This window comes from Pseudomonas sp. CC120222-01a (assembly GCF_003097235.1).
In the GTDB taxonomy this organism is placed as follows: domain Bacteria; phylum Pseudomonadota; class Gammaproteobacteria; order Pseudomonadales; family Pseudomonadaceae; genus Aquipseudomonas.
Map to the genome: position 1 here is coordinate 102,769 of NZ_QEQQ01000002.1, position 17,805 is coordinate 120,573.

The 17,805-nt window shown below is 62.9% G+C and carries 19 protein-coding genes; 13 read left to right on the forward strand and 6 right to left on the reverse strand.

Going from position 1 to position 17,805, the window contains the following annotated elements:
- The first annotated feature begins 82 nt into the window (after nt 1–82).
- Both N430_RS03385 and N430_RS03390 read left to right on the forward strand, forming a co-directional pair.
- Entirely contained in the window at nt 83–715 is a 633-nt protein-coding gene (locus tag N430_RS03385) for a 2OG-Fe(II) oxygenase (protein WP_103446243.1), read from the forward strand.
- Entirely contained in the window at nt 702–1,211 is a 510-nt protein-coding gene (locus N430_RS03390) for a DUF523 domain-containing protein (RefSeq protein ID WP_110632805.1), read from the forward strand. Before N430_RS03385 ends, N430_RS03390 begins: the two co-directional genes overlap by 14 nt.
- On the opposite strand, the gene N430_RS03395 is transcribed toward N430_RS03390, so the two are convergent.
- Complete coding sequence (locus N430_RS03395; RefSeq protein WP_110632808.1) at nt 1,150–1,665, reverse strand: ABC transporter substrate-binding protein; 516 nt, start codon at nt 1,663–1,665, stop codon at nt 1,150–1,152. The two genes, N430_RS03390 and N430_RS03395, sit on opposite strands and share 62 nt — an antisense overlap.
- A 199-nt stretch (nt 1,666–1,864) precedes the next feature.
- Here N430_RS03395 and N430_RS03400 point away from each other — a divergent pair, with 199 nt between their 5' ends.
- Complete coding sequence (locus tag N430_RS03400; protein ID WP_110632811.1) at nt 1,865–2,341, forward strand: DUF4399 domain-containing protein; 477 nt, start codon at nt 1,865–1,867, stop codon at nt 2,339–2,341.
- Nucleotides 2,342–2,387: 46 nt separating this feature from the next.
- Here N430_RS03400 and serA read toward each other — a convergent pair whose 3' ends face one another.
- Complete coding sequence (serA, locus tag N430_RS03405) at nt 2,388–3,617, reverse strand: phosphoglycerate dehydrogenase (RefSeq protein ID WP_110632814.1); 1,230 nt, start codon at nt 3,615–3,617, stop codon at nt 2,388–2,390.
- Between the two features lie 171 nt (nt 3,618–3,788).
- Here serA and N430_RS03410 point away from each other — a divergent pair, with 171 nt between their 5' ends.
- From N430_RS03410 to N430_RS03420, 3 genes are all read left to right on the forward strand, one after another.
- The gene (locus N430_RS03410; protein WP_110632817.1) at nt 3,789–5,186 is read left to right on the forward strand and encodes an FAD-binding oxidoreductase; all 1,398 of its coding nucleotides are present in this window, start codon (nt 3,789–3,791) and stop codon (nt 5,184–5,186) included.
- Between the two features lie 24 nt (nt 5,187–5,210).
- Nucleotides 5,211–5,876 carry a fumarylacetoacetate hydrolase family protein gene (locus N430_RS03415; RefSeq protein WP_110632820.1) on the forward strand — a complete coding sequence of 222 codons (666 nt, stop codon included), beginning with the start codon at nt 5,211–5,213 and terminating at the stop codon, nt 5,874–5,876.
- 227 nt (nt 5,877–6,103) lie between these two features.
- Entirely contained in the window at nt 6,104–7,027 is a 924-nt protein-coding gene (locus tag N430_RS03420) for an SdiA-regulated domain-containing protein (RefSeq protein ID WP_110632823.1), read from the forward strand.
- A 30-nt stretch (nt 7,028–7,057) separates the two neighbouring features.
- Here the strand turns inward: N430_RS03420 and rpiA are convergent, their stop codons facing one another.
- Nucleotides 7,058–7,732 (reverse strand): ribose-5-phosphate isomerase RpiA, encoded by a 675-nt coding sequence (rpiA, locus tag N430_RS03425; protein WP_016502110.1) that lies wholly within the window; start codon nt 7,730–7,732, stop codon nt 7,058–7,060.
- Between the two features lie 134 nt (nt 7,733–7,866).
- On the opposite strand from rpiA, the gene ilvA reads away from it, so the two are divergent.
- Together ilvA and N430_RS03435 are read left to right on the forward strand one after the other, a co-directional pair.
- The gene (gene ilvA, locus N430_RS03430) at nt 7,867–9,381 is read left to right on the forward strand and encodes a threonine ammonia-lyase, biosynthetic (protein ID WP_110632826.1); all 1,515 of its coding nucleotides are present in this window, start codon (nt 7,867–7,869) and stop codon (nt 9,379–9,381) included.
- 38 nt (nt 9,382–9,419) lie between these two features.
- Nucleotides 9,420–9,845, forward strand: coding sequence for a DUF2269 domain-containing protein (locus tag N430_RS03435; protein ID WP_110632829.1), 426 nt, complete (start codon nt 9,420–9,422; stop codon nt 9,843–9,845).
- Between the two features lie 115 nt (nt 9,846–9,960).
- On the opposite strand, the gene N430_RS03440 is transcribed toward N430_RS03435, so the two are convergent.
- Nucleotides 9,961–10,617 carry an HAD family phosphatase gene (locus N430_RS03440; RefSeq protein ID WP_110632832.1) on the reverse strand — a complete coding sequence of 219 codons (657 nt, stop codon included), beginning with the start codon at nt 10,615–10,617 and terminating at the stop codon, nt 9,961–9,963.
- A gap of 141 nt (nt 10,618–10,758) precedes the next feature.
- Between N430_RS03440 and N430_RS03445 the strand changes: the two genes are divergently transcribed.
- On the forward strand, nt 10,759–11,238 hold the full coding sequence (locus N430_RS03445; protein ID WP_003249017.1) for an RNA pyrophosphohydrolase: 480 nt from the start codon (nt 10,759–10,761) through the stop codon (nt 11,236–11,238).
- 22 nt (nt 11,239–11,260) lie between these two features.
- Nucleotides 11,261–13,540 carry a phosphoenolpyruvate--protein phosphotransferase gene (gene ptsP / locus N430_RS03450; protein WP_110632835.1) on the forward strand — a complete coding sequence of 760 codons (2,280 nt, stop codon included), beginning with the start codon at nt 11,261–11,263 and terminating at the stop codon, nt 13,538–13,540.
- A 118-nt stretch (nt 13,541–13,658) separates the two neighbouring features.
- Here ptsP and N430_RS03455 read toward each other — a convergent pair whose 3' ends face one another.
- On the reverse strand, nt 13,659–14,405 hold the full coding sequence (locus N430_RS03455; RefSeq protein ID WP_110632838.1) for an NRDE family protein: 747 nt from the start codon (nt 14,403–14,405) through the stop codon (nt 13,659–13,661).
- 129 nt (nt 14,406–14,534) lie between these two features.
- Between N430_RS03455 and N430_RS03460 the strand changes: the two genes are divergently transcribed.
- Genes N430_RS03460 through N430_RS03470 form a run of 3 tightly spaced genes read left to right on the forward strand, consistent with a single transcriptional unit; the run spans nt 14,535 to nt 17,163 of the window.
- The gene (locus N430_RS03460; RefSeq protein WP_110632841.1) at nt 14,535–15,317 is read left to right on the forward strand and encodes a sulfite exporter TauE/SafE family protein; all 783 of its coding nucleotides are present in this window, start codon (nt 14,535–14,537) and stop codon (nt 15,315–15,317) included.
- Between the two features lie 16 nt (nt 15,318–15,333).
- Entirely contained in the window at nt 15,334–16,140 is an 807-nt protein-coding gene (gene lgt, locus N430_RS03465; protein WP_079230092.1) for a prolipoprotein diacylglyceryl transferase, read from the forward strand.
- A 51-nt stretch (nt 16,141–16,191) separates the two neighbouring features.
- Nucleotides 16,192–17,163, forward strand: coding sequence for a thymidylate synthase (locus N430_RS03470; protein WP_110632844.1), 972 nt, complete (start codon nt 16,192–16,194; stop codon nt 17,161–17,163).
- A gap of 125 nt (nt 17,164–17,288) precedes the next feature.
- On the opposite strand, the gene cadR is transcribed toward N430_RS03470, so the two are convergent.
- Complete coding sequence (gene cadR / locus N430_RS03475) at nt 17,289–17,732, reverse strand: cadmium resistance transcriptional regulator CadR (RefSeq protein WP_027920939.1); 444 nt, start codon at nt 17,730–17,732, stop codon at nt 17,289–17,291.
- Nucleotides 17,733–17,805: the final 73 nt, after the last annotated feature.

Here is a 17,805-nt window from a genome sequence, read left to right on the forward strand (position 1 = left end):
CTAGGCCCGGCGCCGTTTTGTCGAGCAATCCGAACGCTTCTCAGCCAAGTGGCGCTGTGCGCCGACAAGGTGAATGGATATGATGCGCGCCATGCACATCTCCCCCGAAAACCCGATGCTTGCGGCCGTCGTCGACGATCTGGCCACCCATGGCTGGTCGCAGCAGGCGCTCTTTCTGCCTGCCGACCTGGTGCGCGCGCTGGCGGCCGAATGCCGGCGCCGTGATGCCGAAGGCGAACTCAACCCGGCCGGGGTTGGGCGCGGTGACGCCCAGGAGGTGCGTGAGAGCATTCGCGGCGACCAGATCCAGTGGATCGACCCTGGCCAGGCCGAGGCCTGCGACCAGTACCTGGCGGCCATGGACCAGTTGCGGCAGGCCATCAACCAGGGCCTGTTCCTGGGCCTGGAAGATTTCGAATGCCACTTCGCCCTGTACCCACCGGGGGCGTTCTATCGCCGGCACCTGGACCGCTTCCGCGACGATGACCGGCGCATGGTGTCGGCGGTGCTTTACCTCAACGAAGACTGGCAGCCGGAAGACGGCGGGCAACTGCGCATGTTCCTGGCGGATGATGTCGAGCACGATGTGCAGCCGGTGGCGGGCTGCCTGGCGATCTTCCTGTCCGGTGAGGTGCCGCACGAAGTATTGCCAGCCGGGCGCGAGCGCCTGTCATTGACCGGCTGGTTCCGGCGCCGCGGCAATGACCCGTTCTGATCTGCCCAAAGTCTTGGTGAGCGCCTGCTTGCTGGGGCAGCCGGTGCGTTATGACGGCCGGGCCAGCGGGCATCCCGATTTGTTGCAGCAGTGGCAGGCCGAAGGGCGTGTGGTGCCACTGTGCCCCGAGGTGGCTGGCGGCTTGCCGACACCGCGCCCGCCGGCGGAGATCCCCGGTGGCCAGGGCGCGCAGGTGCTCGATGGTGGGGCGCAGGTGCTGACGGTGGCCGGTGATGACGTCAGTGCCGAGTTTCTGGCCGGGGCGCAGCAGGCGCTGGCGCTGGTGCGGCGCCATGGCATTCGGGTGGCGGTGCTGAAGGCAGGTAGCCCTTCGTGCGGCAACCGTTTGGTCTACGACGGCACCTTCAGCGGGAAGAAGGTGCCAGGCGAAGGGGTTGCCGCAGCCTTGCTGCGGCGTGCAGGAGTGCAGGTGTTCAGTGAGTTGGAGCTGGAGCAAGCGCAGCAGGCGTTGGCTGATCTGGCTGCCGGTTGCTGAACCACTTCTGTTCCAGTTCTGCCGTACGGCCACTGTTCTTCAGGCGATCAAGTGCATTGTTCACCGCGCTTTCGAACGCCGGGTTGTCCTTCTGGAACGGAATCACCAGCTTCTTTTCGCCAAATGCCTGGCTCACGTCGAACGGGCCATCGGCCTTGGGCGACTCGCTCGACGGGATCAGCGAGACGTCATACTTGCCACTTTCCACGCCGGGCAGCACTTCCGCTGACGTCGCCTCGACAAATTCGGCGCGCAGGTCCAGTTCACGGGCCAGGTCCTGGCCGAACTCGATTTCGAAGCCGGTCAGGCGGTCGTTTTCCTTGAACGAGTAAGGCGCGTTATCGGCCTCTACGGCAATGCGCAATTCGCCCCGGTCGGCAATTTCGTCTATCAGCTCGGCCTGAGCCAATGGAGTGATCAGTACTGCCAGCAGTACGCCTATGGTCGAACGCATGTAGTGCCCCTTTTTTCTTAAGCAGATGAATAACTTTCGCCGCGACTTTCTTCCCCGTCGCGGTCGAGCGCAGCCTATGACCTTGAAGCCTTGGCGAGGTTTAACCCTAACTGAAATATTTCTCTTTGTGGGCTATCGTGAACTACCGCCGCCATTCGTTTACTGGCAGCGGTCAATAAGTGAATCACAGGAGAAGTGAATGAACAGCCTATTTTCGCGTGCTGCCGTTGCCGGTCTGCTGATGGGGGTCTCGGTGTTCGCCAGCGCCGCAGATGCCCTGAAGAGCCAGGAGCCGCCCGCGGGTGCCAAGGTTTCCATCCTTTCCCCCAAAGACGGCGAGCAGGTCGACGCGACCTTCACCGTCAAGTTCGGCATCGAGGGCATGGAGCTCAAGCCTGCGGGCGACCAGACCCCGCATACGGGCCACCACCACCTGCTGGTGGATGTAGACAAGGAACCTGCAGCTGACATGCCGCTGCCGACCAGCCTGATGCCAGCAGCCGGTACCGCGTTGCCGGCCGGCCCGCAAGTGCTGCATTTCGGCAAGGCACAGACCGAAACGACCATCACCCTGGCGCCGGGCAAGCACACCCTGCAACTGGTGCTGGGTGACCAGTATCACGTGCCGTTCAAGCCGAGTGTCGAGTCGAAGAAAATCACTGTAGAAGTGAAATAAAAAAGGGAGGCCACCAGGGCCTCCCTTTTTCATACCGCCAGCGACCTTAGAACAGGACGCGCGAACGGATGGTGCCTTTGACCTGTTGCAGCTTTTCTTGCGCCAGGTCGGAGTACTCAGCGTCAACGTCGATTACTACGTAACCGACTTTCTCGTTGGTCTGCAGGAACTGACCGGAGATGTTGATGCTGTTCTCGGCGAAGACTTTGTTGATTTCGCTGAGCACGCCCGGGATGTTCTCGTGGATGTGCAGCAGGCGGTGCTTGCCAGGGTGCGCCGGCAGGGCAACTTCCGGGAAGTTGACCGACGAAACGGAAGTACCGTTGTCGCTGTACTTGACCAGTTTCTCGGCCACTTCCAGGCCGATGTTGGCCTGGGCTTCGGCGGTGGAACCACCGATGTGCGGGGTCAGGATCACGTTGTCCAGGCCACGCAGCGGGCTTTCGAACTCTTCGTCGTTGGAGCGCGGCTCAACCGGGAACACGTCGATGGCGGCGCCGATCAGGTGCTTGTCCTTGATCGCGGCGGCCAGGTGGTCCAGTTCGACCACGGTGCCACGGGCGGCGTTGATCAGGATCGAGCCCTTCTTCATCGCACGGATTTCTTTCTCGCCGATCATCCACTGGGTGGACGGCAGCTCAGGTACGTGCAGCGACACGATGTCGGCCAGGCCCAGCAGTTCGTTGAGGCTGGTGACCTGTACGGCGTTGCCCAGCGGCAGCTTGGTCAGCGGGTCGTAGAAGTACACCTGCATCCCCAGGTTTTCTGCCAGGACCGACAGTTGGGTACCGATCGAGCCGTAGCCGACGATGCCCAGCTTCTTGCCGCGGATCTCGAAGGAGTTGGCCGCGCTCTTGATCCAGCCGCCACGGTGGCAGGAAGCGTTCTTCTCAGGGATGCCGCGCAGCAGCAGGATAGCCTCGGCCAGCACCAGCTCGGCCACCGAACGGGTGTTGGAATACGGTGCGTTGAACACGGCGATACCGCGTTCGCGGGCGGCTGCCAGGTCAACCTGGTTGGTGCCGATGCAGAAGCAGCCGACGGCGACCAGTTTCTTGGCGCAGTCGAAGATTTCTTCGGTCAGTTGGGTGCGCGAGCGGATGCCGATGAAGTGGGCATCGGCGATCTTTTCCTTCAGCTCGGCATCCGGCAATGAACCGGTGAGGTATTCGATGTTGGTGTAGCCGGCAGCCTTGAGGGTATCGACTGCGTTCTGGTGCACACCTTCAAGAAGAAGGAACCGGATCTTGCTCTTGTCGAGAGAAGTCTTGCTCATCTGCGTAAACCTGTATCCCGGAGAAAAAATGGCGAGGACTGATGCCAGGCGCTACGGCAGCCTTAGCATGAACAGCGGGAGGGCTATGCTAGCATACGCGACACAATCTGAGCTTATCCCGACAGGTGAAGAGTGCTCAGGGTGACTATGAATAAGTCGAGAGTTCCAGCGATGACTCACCCCGCTGTAATTGATGAACTGATGACCCTTGTCGACCCTGGCAAGGTCCTGACCGACCCCGCTTCCCTGGAAGCCTACGGCAAGGACTGGACCAAGCATTACCCGCCTGCGCCCACGGCCATCGTGTTCCCCAAGACAGTAGAGCAGGTGCAGGCCATCGTCCGCTGGGCCAACCAGCACCAGGTTGCGCTGGTACCGTCCGGCGGGCGTACCGGGCTTTCCGCCGGCGCCGTGGCGGCCAATGGCGAAGTGGTCGTCGCCTTCGACCATATGAACCAGATTGTCGATTTCAATGCCTTCGACCGTACCGTGGTATGCCAGCCGGGAGTGATCACCCGTCAGTTGCAGGCCTTCGCCGAAGAACAAGGCCTTTATTACCCGGTGGATTTCGCTTCCAGTGGTTCCAGCCAGATTGGCGGCAACATCGGCACCAATGCCGGCGGTATCAAGGTCATCCGTTACGGCATGACCCGCAACTGGGTGGCCGGTCTGAAAGTGGTCACCGGCAAGGGCGAACTGCTGGAACTGAACAAGGACCTGATCAAGAACGCCACCGGATACGACCTGCGCCAGCTGTTCATCGGCGCCGAGGGCACCCTGGGCTTCGTGGTCGAAGCGACCATGCGCCTGGACCGCGCCCCGCGCAACCTCACTGCCATGGTGCTGGGCACACCGGATTTCGACTCGATCATGCCGGTGCTGCATGCCTTTCAGGGCAAGCTCGACCTGACCGCCTTCGAGTTCTTCTCCGACAAGGGCCTGGCCAAGATCATGGCCCGTGGCGATGTGCCTGCCCCGTTCGTCAGCGACTGCCCGTTCTATGCCTTGCTGGAGTTCGAAGCCAGCACCGAGGACGTGGCCAACGAAGCGCTGGCCACCTTCGAGCACTGCGTCGAGCAGGGCTGGGTGCTGGATGGGGTGATGAGCCAGAGCGAAACCCAGCTGAAGAACCTGTGGAAGCTGCGTGAGTACTTGTCCGAAACCATCTCCCACTGGACCCCGTACAAGAACGACATTTCCGTCACCGTTTCCAAGGTGCCGGCGTTCCTGCGCGATATCGATGCCATCGTCAGCCAGCATTACCCGGACTATGAAGTGGTCTGGTACGGCCACATCGGCGACGGCAACCTGCACCTGAACATCCTCAAGCCCGAGCACATGAGCAAGGATGACTTCTTTGCCTCGTGCACCAAGGTCAACAAGTGGGTATTCGAGATCGTCCAGCGTTACAACGGTTCGATTTCGGCCGAGCACGGCGTGGGCATGACCAAGCGCGACTACCTTGGCTACAGCCGCTCGCCGGATGAAATTGCCTGCATGAAGGCAATCAAGGCCGTATTCGACCCTAATGGCATCATGAATCCGGGTAAGATCTTCGCTCCTGAATAAAAGCAGTAATCAAAGGAGTCGGCCATGAGTTACCAGCACCAGTACGTAGACGGCACGCGCATTCATTTCCCGCTGGGCAAAGTGGTGTGCATCGGCCGCAACTACGCCGAACATGCCAAGGAACTGGACAACCCCATTCCTTCCGAGCCGCTGCTGTTCATCAAGCCGGGTAGCTGCGTGGTGCCACTGGAAGGCGGGTTCAAGATCCCGACCGACCGTGGCTCGGTGCACTACGAGGCCGAAATTGCCGTGCTGCTGGGCAAGCCGCTGTCGTCCACTGCGTCCGAGGAAGAAGTGCTGGACGCCATCTCCGGCTACGCCCCGGCGCTGGACCTGACCCTGCGCGACGTGCAGGCCAAGCTCAAGGAAAAGGGCCTGCCTTGGGAGCTGTGCAAGAGCTTTGACGGTGCTTGCGTACTGCCACCGTTCGTTTCCGCTGCGTCCTTTGAAGATGTGACCGATATTCCGGTGCGCCTGACCATCAATGGTGAAGTGCGTCAGGACGGCAACAGCGCGATGATGCTCAACCCGATCGTGCCGATCATCCAGTACATGGCGGCGCACTTCTCGCTGCAGGCCGGGGATGTGATCCTGACCGGCACCCCGGCCGGTGTCGGGCCGTTCGCTGTCGGTGACGAGCTGGTACTGGAGCTGCCAGGCGTCTGCCGCTTCGAGAGCCGGGTGCTCTGATCTCAAAGTCTGTCGCGATTCATGTGGGAGCGGCCTTGCGTCGCGAAAGGGCCGCAAAGCGGCCCCGACATTATCAGCGGTTACGCTGAAATCTTGGGGCTGCTCTGCAGCCCTTTCGCGACGCAAGGCCGCTCCCACAAAGAGCGCGCCCAGGCTGATATTGATCTTTTTTTCACACCCCATCCGGATAATGCGCGGATCTTCGCCCATATCCCCAGGAATTTCGCATGCCAGCATCCTCCAGCGCATCCGCATCCCCCAAGCGCCGCTTCTACTTGCGCTGGCCCTTCGGCCTGGCCGTTGCGGCGGTGATCGGTTACGGCGTGGCCGTGGCCATGCACTGGGATGACCGCGGCATGCTGTGGGTCAAGGAAGGATTCGAAACCAGCGCCGAACGCAGCGAGAGCGTGTGGCTGCCGGACTATCAGGTCGACATCGACGCCAAGGTGCTGCCGGGCATGGAAGATGACGAAGCTTCGGACGTTGCCTACAGCCCGCACACCCGCACGCTGTTTGCAGTGATGGGTAAAAACCCGTTCCTGGTCGAACTCAGCCTCGACGGCGACGTGCTGCGCAAGATCCCGCTGGTAGGCTGGAGCAACCCGGAAGGCGTCGCCGTGATGGAAGATGGCAACGTGGCGATCACCGATGAGCGCCTGCACGACCTGACCGTGGTCAAGGTGGATGCGCAGACCGCTTCGCTGAACCACGCAGACTTCCCGAGTTACGACCTCGGCGAGTCGGTGAAGCGCAACAAGGGCTTCGAAGGCGTGGCTTGGGACCCGATGCGCCAGCGTCTGGTGATTGGCGAGGAGCGGCCGCCGAAGCTGTACACCTGGAGCAGCGACGGGCGTGGCCCGCTCAAGGGTGACAAACAGGTCTTGGCCAACGATGAACTCGACCTGCGCAACCTGTCGGCCCTGGGGGTCGACCCGCGCACGGGGCATCTGCTGGTGTTGTCGGCCGATTCCAACATGCTGCTGGAGCTTGACGAGCAAGGTCAGCAGGTCAGCTTCATGACCTTGCTGGGTGGCTTCAATGGCCTGCAGCACACCATCCCGCGTGCCGAAGGCGTTGCCATGGATGATCAGGGCAACCTGTACATGGTCAGCGAGCCGAACCTGTTCTATCGCTTCAAGAAGAACGACTGACCGGGGCGTTCGGCTCGCTTGCGAATGCCGTTACTCGGCCTTGAGGGACTTCACGCCTTCGGCGGTGCCCAGCAGCAGCAGGTCCGCCGGGCGCGCCGCGAACAGGCCGTTGGTCACCACGCCGACGATGGCGTTGATCTGTGCTTCCAGCTCCACCGGGTTGGTGATCTGCAGGTTGTGCACATCGAGGATCACGTTGCCGTTGTCGGTGACCACGCCTTCACGGTACACCGGGTCGCCGCCCAGCTTGACCAGCTGACGCGCCACGTGGCTGCGGGCCATCGGGATGACCTCGACCGGCAGCGGGAAGGCGCCCAGCACCGGCACCAGCTTGCTGCCGTCGGCGATGCAGATGAAAGTCTTGGCCACGGCCGCGACGATCTTCTCGCGGGTCAGGGCCGCGCCGCCGCCTTTGATCAGGTTCAGGTGTGCGTCACTTTCGTCGGCGCCGTCGACATAGAACTCCAGCTCGCTGACGCTGTTCAGCTCGTAGACCGGGATGCCATGGCCCTTCAGACGCTGGGCGGTGGCCTCGGAGCTGGCGACCGCACCATCGAAGGCGGTCTTGTGCTGGGCCAGGGCGTCAATGAAGAAGTTGGCAGTCGAACCGGTGCCGACACCGACGACGCTCTTTTCATCCAGCTTCGGCAGAATGAAGTCGACAGCGGCCTGGGCGACGGCCTGTTTGAGTTGGTCCTGGGTCATGCGGGCTCCGGAAAGGGGCAGGGCGGTAATGAAAGGAGCCTAGTATAACGGCTCGGGCGGCTTTGCTGTGGTCGCCCGACGTAGCGCTGGGGTAGACTCGCAGCCCTTGTCCCGCGGCCAGTGATGCTTTCCCGATGCTCGAACAGTACGTCAAGAAGATCCTCACCTCGCGCGTCTACGACGTCGCCGTCGAAACCCCGTTGCACAGCGCCGGGCAGCTGAGCAAGCGCCTGGGCAACCAGATTCTGCTCAAGCGCGAAGACTTGCAGCCGGTGTTCTCGTTCAAGATCCGCGGGGCGTACAACAAGCTGGCGCAGCTGACCCCGGAAGAACTGGCCCGCGGCGTGGTCACCGCCTCGGCCGGCAACCATGCCCAGGGCGTGGCCCTGGCGGCCCGCGAGCTGGGCATCAAGGCCACCATCGTGATGCCCAAGACCACCCCGGAGATCAAGGTCGAAGGCGTGCGTTCGCGCGGCGGCAAGGTGGTGTTGCATGGCGACTCGTTCCCCGAGGCGCTGGCCTACTCGCTGAAGCTGGTCGACGAGAAAGGCTTCGTCTATATCCACCCCTATGACGACCCGCACACCATTGCCGGCCAGGGCACCGTGGCGATGGAAATCCTCCGTCAGCACCCGGGGCAGCTGGACGCGATCTTCGTCCCGGTGGGCGGCGGTGGGCTGATTGCCGGCATCGCGGCCTATGTGAAATACCTGCGCCCGGAAATCAAGGTGATCGGCGTCGAGCCGGATGACTCCAACTGCCTGCAGGCCGCGATGGCAGCTGGCGAGCGCGTGGTGCTGCCGCAGGTCGGGCTGTTCGCCGACGGCGTGGCAGTGGCCCAGATCGGCCAGCACACCTTCGACATCTGCCGTCTTCATGTGGATGAGGTGGTGACGGTCAGCACTGATGAAATCTGTGCGGCGATCAAGGATATCTACGACGATACCCGCTCGATCACCGAACCTGCGGGCGCGTTGGGCGTGGCGGGCATCAAGAAGTATGTCGAGCTCAAAGGCGTGACCGGGCAGACCCTGGTTGCCATCGATTCGGGCGCCAACGTCAACTTCGACCGCCTGCGTCATGTGGCCGAGCGTGCCGAGCTGGGCGAGAAACGCGAAGCCATCATCGCCGTGACCATCCCCGAGCGCCCGGGCAGTTTCAAGGCCTTCTGCGAAGCCATTGGCAAGCGCCAGATCACCGAGTTCAACTACCGCAAGCACACCTCCGATGAGGCGCACATCTTCGTCGGCGTGCAGACCCACCCGGAAAACGACCCACGGGCCGCGCTGGTACAGAACCTGATCGATCAGGGCTTCCCGGTGACCGACCTGACCGACAACGAACTGGCCAAGCTGCACATCCGCCACATGGTCGGTGGCCATTCGGCCGGTGCCAGCGACGAAATCGTGCTGCGCTTCGAGTTCCCCGAGCGGCCGGGGGCGCTGTTCAACTTCCTCACCAAGCTGGGCGGGCGCTGGAATATCTCGATGTTCCACTACCGCAACCACGGCGCGGCTGACGGGCGCGTGGTGGCTGGCTTGCAGGTGCCAGAGGACGAGCGCCACCTGGTACCGGCGGCGCTGGCCAAGATCGGTTACCCGTACTGGGATGAGACCGATAACCCGGCGTACAAGCTGTTCCTGGGTTGAGCGGCTAAGCTTGGCTAATCGCTCAAGGATGTGAAGCCATGGAACACCTGACCACTCTCAAGGCCCTGCACATCATCGCCACCGCGCTGTTGTTGCTGGGCGCCCTGGGCCTGACCGCCTGGACCGTGCGGGCCCGCCGCCAGGGCGATGCCGAAGCCTATGCCAAGCTGCTGCGCCGGCCGCTGGTGTTCGTCTGGCTGGTGATGGGGGTGTGCCTGGTGAGCATGCCGTTTACCGGCTGGTGGCTGGTGCATCTGGTGGGTTGGCCGCTGGGGCAGACCTGGCTGCTGGCATCCAGTGTCATCTATACGCTGGGTGCGTTTGCCGGGTGGTGGCTGCTGGTGCGGCTGAACCGGCTGCGCAAGGCTGAAGGGGTGGGGCTGCGCTTTACCCTGGCCTTGGCGGTGTTTAGCGGGGTGTGCTTCCTGTCCATCGCCGGGCTGATGGGCGCCAAGCCGGTCTGAGGCCTGGGGAGGGCTTTGCCCTCCATCGCGACACAAGGCCGCTCCTACAAGGGAATGCGGTTCCTGTAGGAGCGGCCTTGTGTCGCGAAAGGGCTGCATAGCAGCCCCGACAATCTCAATCCCTCAGCGAAACCACCGGCCACCCACGTTTCTCGGCCTCGGCCCGCAGGTTCGGGTCCGGATCCACCGCCACTGCATGGGTCACCCGCTCTAGCAACGGCAGGTCGTTCATCGAGTCGCTGTAGAAATAGCTGTCCTCCAGGTCGAACCCGTTCTCCAGCATCCAGCGCTCCAGCCGCGTCACCTTGCCTTCACGGAAACACGCTATATCGGTACTACGCCCGGTATAGCGGCCGTCCTGCGTCTCGCATTCGGTGGCCAGCAGCACGCGCACGCCCAGGCGGCGGGCAATCGGGGCGGTGACGAAGCGGTTGGTGGCGGTGATGATCACCAGCTGGTCGCCGGCCTCGCGGTGCTGCTGCAGCAAGGCCAGTGCCTTGGGCAGGATGATCGGCTCGATGCAGTCACCCATGAACTCGCGGTGCCATTGGTCGAGCTGTACCGGCTCGGTGGCGGCGAGGATTTCCATGGAAAAGGCCAGGTAGGCCTGCAGGTCCAGGGTGCCGTTCAGGTAGTCCTGGTAGAAAGCGTCGTTGCGTTTCTTGTACGCGACCGGGTCGAGAATGCCCCGCTCGCACAGGTAGTCACCCCAGGCGTGGTCACTGTCGCCACCGAGGAGGGTATTGTCCAGGTCGAATAAAGCCAGGCGCATCGCGGTCACTCGTGTCAGCCACAGGGTAGGCCCGCAGAATACGGAGTTTTCACCGCGCTGCACATAAGCTTGGCGGGCGCGTTGCTGCGCTTGCAAGCTTTGTGGAACAATGCGGTGACATGCGTTTGCGAGGTTGCTGCCGTGATCGACCCGGATGGTTTTCGCCCCAATGTCGGGATCATTCTGACGAATGATGCCGGGCAGGTGCTATGGGCTCGGCGGATCAACCAGGATGCCTGGCAATTTCCCCAGGGTGGTATCAACCCTGACGAGACGCCAGAAGATGCCCTGTACCGCGAGCTGAACGAAGAAGTTGGCCTTGAACGCGACGATGTGGAAATTCTTGCCTGCACCCGCGGCTGGTTGCGTTATCGTTTACCCCAGCGGCTGGTCCGCACTCACAGCCAACCGCTGTGCATCGGCCAGAAGCAAAAGTGGTTTCTGCTGCGCCTGGTGAGCAATGAACAACGGGTGCGGATGGACCTGACCGGCAAGCCGGAATTCGACGGCTGGCGCTGGGTCAGCTATTGGTATCCGCTGGGCCAGGTGGTGACATTCAAGCGTGAAGTCTACCGCCGTGCCCTGAAAGAGCTTGCACCGCGTCTGCTGACGCGCGACTGACGACGGAGTTCGACCCCGAGCCATGCTCAATACGCTGCGCAAGATCGTCCAGGAAGTGAACTCCGCCAAAGATCTCAAGACGGCGTTGGGGATCATTGTCTTGCGCGTCAAGGAGGCCATGGGCAGCCAGGTCTGCTCGGTGTACCTGCTCGACCCGGAAACCAACCGCTTCGTGCTGATGGCCACCGAGGGCCTGAACAAGCGTTCCATCGGCAAGGTCAGCATGGCCCCCAACGAGGGCCTGGTCGGCCTGGTCGGTACCCGGGAAGAGCCGCTGAACCTGGAAAACGCCGCCGATCACCCGCGTTATCGTTACTTCGCCGAAACCGGCGAAGAGAAATTCGCCTCCTTCCTCGGTGCGCCGATCATCCACCACCGGCGTGTGGTGGGTGTACTGGTCATCCAGCAGAAAGAGCGGCGCCAGTTCGATGAAGGTGAAGAAGCCTTCCTTGTCACCATGAGCGCGCAGCTCGCCGGGGTTATCGCTCACGCCGAAGCCACCGGCTCGATCCGTGGCCTGGGCCGCCAGGGCAAAGGTATCCAGGAGGCGCGCTTCGTCGGTGTGCCGGGCTCGCCAGGCGCCGCTGTCGGGCGTGCCGTGGTCATGCTGCCACCGGCCGATCTGGAAGTGGTGCCGGACAAAACCGTCGATGACATCGACGCCGAACTGAAACTGTTCAACAACGCGCTCGAAGGCGTGCGCGCCGACATGCGCAAGCTGTCAGCCAAACTGGCTACCCAGCTGCGCCCGGAAGAGCGCGCACTGTTCGACGTGTACCTGATGATGCTCGAAGACGCTGCCCTCGGTGGCGAGGTGGTCGAGGTCATCAAGACTGGCCAATGGGCCCAGGGCGCCTTGCGCCAGGTGGTTGGCGAGCACGTCAACCGCTTCGAGCTGATGGACGACGACTACCTGCGTGAGCGCGCCTCGGATGTGAAGGACCTTGGCCGGCGCCTGCTGGCCTACCTGCAGGAAGCCCGCTCGCAGTCGCTGGTGTATGCCGACAACACCATCCTGGTCAGCGAAGAGCTGACCCCGGCGATGCTCGGCGAAGTGCCGGAAGGCAAGCTGGTTGGCCTGGTCTCGGTACTGGGGTCGGGCAACTCCCACGTCGCCATCCTGGCCCGGGCCATGGGCATCCCGACGGTGATGGGCCTGGTCGACCTGCCGTACTCCAAGGTCGATGGCATCGAAATGATCGTCGACGGCTACAAGGGCGAGGTGTTCACCAACCCCAGCGACGTGCTGCGCAAGCAGTACAGCGAAGTCGTCGAGGAAGAACGCCAGCTGGCCCAAGGCCTTGACGCCCTGCGCGAACTGCCGTGCGTCACCCCCGACGGTCACCGCATGCCGCTGTGGGTCAACACCGGCCTGCTCGCCGACGTGGCCCGTGCCCAGCAGCGTGGCGCCGAAGGCGTCGGCCTGTACCGCACCGAAGTGCCGTTCATGATCAACCAGCGCTTCCCCAGCGAGAAAGAGCAGCTGGCGATTTACCGCGAACAGCTGGCGGCCTTCCACCCGCTGCCGGTGACCATGCGCACCCTCGATATTGGTGGTGACAAGGCGCTGTCGTACTTCCCGATCAAGGAAGAAAACCCGTTCCTCGGCTGGCGCGGCATTCGCGTCACCCTCGATCACCCGGAAATCTTCCTGGTGCAGACTCGCGCGATGCTCAAGGCCAGCGAGGGCCTGAACAACTTGCGCATCCTGCTGCCGATGATTTCCGGCATTCACGAATTGGAAGAGGCGCTGCACCTGATCCACCGCGCCTGGGGCGAAGTGCGCGACGAAGGCACCGACGTGCCGATGCCGCCGGTGGGGGTGATGGTGGAAATCCCTGCGGCGGTGTACCAGACCAAGGAACTGGCGCGGCAGGTGGACTTCCTCTCGGTCGGTTCCAACGACCTGACTCAGTACCTGCTGGCGGTGGACCGCAACAACCCGCGGGTCGCCGACCTTTACGACTACCTGCACCCGGCGGTGCTGCAGGCGCTGAATACCGTGGTGCGTGATGCCCACGGTGAAGGCAAGCCGGTGAGCATCTGCGGCGAGATGGCGGGCGACCCGGCAGCGGCGATCCTGTTGATGGCCATGGGCTTCGACAGCCTATCGATGAACGCCACCAACTTGCCGAAAGTGAAGTGGATGCTGCGCCAAGTGAACATGAGCAAGGCCAAGGAGTTGCTGGTTGAAGCCTTGAGCCATGACAACCCGCAAGTTATCCACAGCTCGCTGCAACTGGCCCTGAAAAACCTTGGGCTGGCGAGGATGATCGGGCCTGGGGCCAATAAAACTCTTTGAAATTTTGGGGCCGCTTTGCGGCCCTTTCGCGACACAAGGCCGCTCCTACAAGGGATCGCGCATCTCCTGTAGGAGCGGCCTTGTGTCGCGAAAGGGCTGCAAAGCAGCCCCATGGCCCTCAAACCAAAAGCTCGACTTCCCCAAGATGTCCACCAAAGGGCCCGAAGCTGCGCTCAACCAGCAGCCTTCTCCCCCGATCATCAACAATCAGCACGGTACTCGCCCGAGTACCATAGTTCTGGCTGGCAATAAACACACTCGACAGCAGCTTCTCGGTCGCCACCCCCACGCCCGTCTCCGGTAACTCACCGTCGGCTGCCGGCTCGTTGTCTGCCAGCAACGCCAGCAACCGCTGTGGATCTGCCGTGTCCAGCATCCCCTGCAACCCCGTGCGCGCTTTCACCAGCTTCGGCCACGGCGTATCCAGCCCGGCATTGGACAGCCCGTACACCCCGGCCTCCAGCAAGCGTGGTGCCACGTCCCGGGCATGCAGGTAGCCCAGCTGATGACCATCACCCACCAGCAAGTTAAACCCTGAATACTGCCCGCTGCGGCTGGCGACCTGGTCGAGGTAGGCCTCCACCCCCAGTTCACCCTGCAGATACGCCGCCACCAGCTCGCCCCGCGAGCGTGGCCCCAGCACCTGCCCGGGGTCTCGGATATTGGTCAGCGCCGCAAAGCGCCCCTGTGGGCCGACGCCCAGCCAAGTCCCACCCGCTTCAAGGTCGCGCCCGGCATGCACCCCGGGCGCATCGTCCCAGGCTGCCAGGGCCTGGGTCGGGCGGGCGTAGAACTCGTCACGGTTGGCCGCGACGATCAGCGGCAGGGCATGCCCCGGCCGCCAGGCAAATACGATCAGGCACATAGGTTGGGCCTCTGTGTTTTTGCCCACTGTACCCACTGCACGGGTGTCGATCCATCCTGTCACAGAGTTCACTAGAGCCCCGAGCCCGGCTTCCGTTACCATGCCGGATTGTTTTCTCGGGGAATACGAATGGAATTCGTGCTCTATCTGCTGTTGGGCGCCTGCGCCGGCGTGCTGGCCGGGCTGTTCGGCGTGGGTGGCGGCATCATCATCGTGCCGGTGCTGGTATTCAGCTTTACCCTGCAGGGCTTCGACGCGTCGGTGCTGACCCACCTGGCAGTGGGTACCTCGCTGGCGACCATCGTCTTCACCTCGATCAACGCCGTGCTCGAGCACCATCGCAAAGGCGCGGTGCAATGGCCGATCTTCGCCTGGATGACCCTCGGCATCCTCATCGGCGCCGGTATCGGCGCCAAGACCGCGTCGCTGATCCAGGGCCCGCAGTTGCAGAAGATCATCGGTGTGTTCGCCCTGATCATCGCCGCGCAGATGGCCCTGGACCTCAAGCCCAAGGCCAGCCATGACATCCCTGGCAAGCCGGCCTTGATCGGCGCCGGCGGGGTGATCGGCTGGGCGTCGGCGATCTTCGGCATCGGCGGCGGCTCGCTGACCGTGCCGTTTCTGACCTGGCGCGGCCTACCGATGCAAAAGGCCGTGGCGACGTCCTCGGCCTGCGGTCTGCCGATTGCTCTGGCCAGCGCCCTGAGCTTCATGCTGCTGGGCTGGCACGAAGAGCACCTGCCGCCCCACAGCATTGGTTTCGTCTACCTGCCGGCGCTGGTCGGCATTGCCGTGACCAGCATGTTTTTCGCGCGCTTTGGCGCGCGCCTGGCGCACAAGATGTCGCCACGCCTGTTGAAACGCCTGTTCGCAGCCTTGCTGTTCTGCGTCGGCCTCAGCTTTCTGATTTGAATCGAGAGGAAGTTCCATGCTGCCTTACCCGCAGATAGACCCCGTGGCCGTAGCCCTCGGGCCACTGAAAATCCACTGGTACGGCCTGATGTACCTGGTCGGCATCGGCGGTGCCTGGCTGCTGGCCTCGCGCCGGCTCAACCGCTTTGACCCCACCTGGACCCGCGAGAAACTCTCCGACCTGGTGTTCTGGTTGTCGATGGGGGTGATCGTCGGCGGGCGCCTGGGCTATGTGCTGTTCTACGACCTGCACGCCTACCTGGCCAACCCGACGCTGATCTTCGAGGTGTGGAAGGGCGGCATGTCGTTCCACGGCGGCTTCATCGGCGTGATGCTGGCCGCGCTGTGGTTTGGCAAGCGCAACAACAAGTCGTTCTTCGAGCTGATGGACTTCGTCGCGCCGCTGGTGCCGATCGGCCTTGGCGCCGGGCGTATCGGCAACTTCATCAACGCCGAGCTGTGGGGCAAACCCACCGACGTGCCATGGGCGATGATCTTCCCGCCGTTCAGCGACCCGGCCCAGCTGCCGCGCCACCCATCGCAGCTGTACCAGTTCGCCCTGGAAGGCGTGGCGCTGTTCGTCATCCTCTGGCTGTTCTCGCGCAAGCCGCGGCCAACCATGGCGGTTTCCGGCATGTTTGCGCTGTTCTACGGCATCTTCCGCTTCATCGTGGAATTCGTCCGTGTGCCGGACGCGCAGCTCGGTTACATCGCCTGGGGCTGGCTGACCATGGGTCAGATTCTCTGCGTGCCGATGATCCTGGCTGGCCTTGGCCTGATCTGGTGGGCTTATAATCGCAAACCCACGGCGAAACCCGCCTGATTATTCCCACGGCAGGGGTGATCCCCCTGCCGTTCTTGTTACAGGTAAGCCATGAAACAGTATCTGGACCTGGTCCGCGACGTCATCGAGAACGGCACGCTGCAGGGCAACCGCACCGGTATCCGCACCATCAGCCTGCCGGGCGCCATGCTGCGTTTCGACTTGCAAAAGGGCTTCCCGGCCATCACCACGCGCAAGCTGGCGTTCAAGTCGGCAATCGGCGAGATGGTCGGCTTCCTGCGTGGCGTGAAGAACGCCGGTGAATTCCGCGAGCTGGGCTGCAAGGTCTGGGACCAGAACGCCAACGAGAACGCCCAGTGGCTGGCCAACCCGTTCCGCCAGGGGCATGACGACCTGGGCGAGATCTACGGCGTGCAATGGCGCCAGTGGCCGGGCTACAAGCGCATCCCGCTGAGCAACCCGGCGGCCATCGAAATGGCCGAGCAGGCGGGCTTCCGCCGTATCGCCCAGGACGAAGAGGACGGCGTGGCGTTCGTCATCCTGTACAAGGCCATCGACCAGGTGCGCCAGTGCCTGGACACCATCGCCAACGACCCGGGCAGCCGGCGCATCCTGTTCCACGGCTGGAACTGCGCCCAGCTCGACGAAATGGCCCTGCCGCCGTGCCACCTGCTGTACCAGTTCCACCCGAATGTCGAGACCAAGGAAATTTCCCTGACCCTCTACATCCGCTCCAACGACCTGGGCCTGGGCACGCCGTTCAACCTCACCGAAGGCGCGGCGTTGCTGTCGCTGTTCGGCCGCCTGACCGGCTACACCCCGCGCTGGTTCACCTACTTCATCGGCGATGCCCATGTGTATGAGAACCACCTGGACATGCTCAACGAGCAGCTCAAACGCGCGCCGCTGGAAGCGCCGAAGCTGGTGATCAGTGACCGTGTGCCGGAGTTCGCCAAGACCGGCAAGTACGAGCCGGAGTGGCTGGAGAAGATCGAACCGAGCGACTTCAGCCTGGAAGGGTATGAGCACCACGCGCCGATGACGGCGCCGATGGCGGTGTGATTCTCTAGATTGCCGGGGCTGCTTTGCAGCCCTTTCGCGACACAAGGCCGCTCCTACAGGGTTACGCGTACGCCTGTAGGAGCGGCCTTGTGTCGCGAAAGGGGCGCAAAGCGCCCCCAGCAATCTCAATGCCCGTGGCTTCGCCCCACATGCGAATGCTCGGTGTCCGGCACGGATACCGCCCCGTTCGTCTCCAGTTGCTGCAAAATCGCGCACTCGGCCCCCTGCGCATTGCAGCGCCGCCGCAGCTCCACCAGCTGCTCCTGCAACGCCACCAAGCCATCGATCCGCGCCTGCACATGCTCGATATGCTCGTCGATCAGTGCATTGACGCTGCCACATGAGTCGTCGGGGCTGTCGCGCAGGCGTAGCAGGCTGCGGATCTCGTCCAGGGTCATGTCCAGCGTTCGGCAATTGCGGATGAAGGTCAGCCGCTCCACATGGGCCTGGGTGTACTGCCGGTAGTTGCCCTCGGTGCGCGCCGGCTCCGGCAGCAATTGTTCACGCTCGTAATAGCGGATGGTTTCCACGGCGCAGTCGGTGGCTTTGGCCAGTTCTCCGATTTTCATGGCGAAATCTCCAGCAAGTGGCTTGACCCTATAGTGGCTACAGGGTGTTCACTTGGCAACAGGCTCAATTTAA

Excerpts from the sequence above, each read along its gene's own strand:
- N430_RS03440 (WP_110632832.1), bottom strand. The coding sequence starts at position 10,617 with ATGCGCCTGGCTTTATTCGACCTGGACAATACCCTCCTCGGTGGCGAC.
- ptsP (WP_110632835.1), top strand. The coding sequence starts at position 11,261 with ATGCTCAATACGCTGCGCAAGATCGTCCAGGAAGTGAACTCCGCCAAA.
- lgt (WP_079230092.1), top strand. The coding sequence starts at position 15,334 with ATGCTGCCTTACCCGCAGATAGACCCCGTGGCCGTAGCCCTCGGGCCA.
- N430_RS03400 (WP_110632811.1), top strand. The coding sequence starts at position 1,865 with ATGAACAGCCTATTTTCGCGTGCTGCCGTTGCCGGTCTGCTGATGGGG.
- N430_RS03435 (WP_110632829.1), top strand. The coding sequence starts at position 9,420 with ATGGAACACCTGACCACTCTCAAGGCCCTGCACATCATCGCCACCGCG.
- serA (WP_110632814.1), bottom strand. The coding sequence starts at position 3,617 with ATGAGCAAGACTTCTCTCGACAAGAGCAAGATCCGGTTCCTTCTTCTT.
- N430_RS03410 (WP_110632817.1), top strand. The coding sequence starts at position 3,789 with ATGACTCACCCCGCTGTAATTGATGAACTGATGACCCTTGTCGACCCT.
- N430_RS03420 (WP_110632823.1), top strand. The coding sequence starts at position 6,104 with ATGCCAGCATCCTCCAGCGCATCCGCATCCCCCAAGCGCCGCTTCTAC.
- N430_RS03470 (WP_110632844.1), top strand. The coding sequence starts at position 16,192 with ATGAAACAGTATCTGGACCTGGTCCGCGACGTCATCGAGAACGGCACG.
- N430_RS03460 (WP_110632841.1), top strand. The coding sequence starts at position 14,535 with ATGGAATTCGTGCTCTATCTGCTGTTGGGCGCCTGCGCCGGCGTGCTG.
- cadR (WP_027920939.1), bottom strand. The coding sequence starts at position 17,732 with ATGAAAATCGGAGAACTGGCCAAAGCCACCGACTGCGCCGTGGAAACC.
- N430_RS03385 (WP_103446243.1), top strand. The coding sequence starts at position 83 with ATGCGCGCCATGCACATCTCCCCCGAAAACCCGATGCTTGCGGCCGTC.
- N430_RS03395 (WP_110632808.1), bottom strand. The coding sequence starts at position 1,665 with ATGCGTTCGACCATAGGCGTACTGCTGGCAGTACTGATCACTCCATTG.
- N430_RS03415 (WP_110632820.1), top strand. The coding sequence starts at position 5,211 with ATGAGTTACCAGCACCAGTACGTAGACGGCACGCGCATTCATTTCCCG.
- rpiA (WP_016502110.1), bottom strand. The coding sequence starts at position 7,732 with ATGACCCAGGACCAACTCAAACAGGCCGTCGCCCAGGCCGCTGTCGAC.
- N430_RS03390 (WP_110632805.1), top strand. The coding sequence starts at position 702 with ATGACCCGTTCTGATCTGCCCAAAGTCTTGGTGAGCGCCTGCTTGCTG.
- N430_RS03455 (WP_110632838.1), bottom strand. The coding sequence starts at position 14,405 with ATGTGCCTGATCGTATTTGCCTGGCGGCCGGGGCATGCCCTGCCGCTG.
- ilvA (WP_110632826.1), top strand. The coding sequence starts at position 7,867 with ATGCTCGAACAGTACGTCAAGAAGATCCTCACCTCGCGCGTCTACGAC.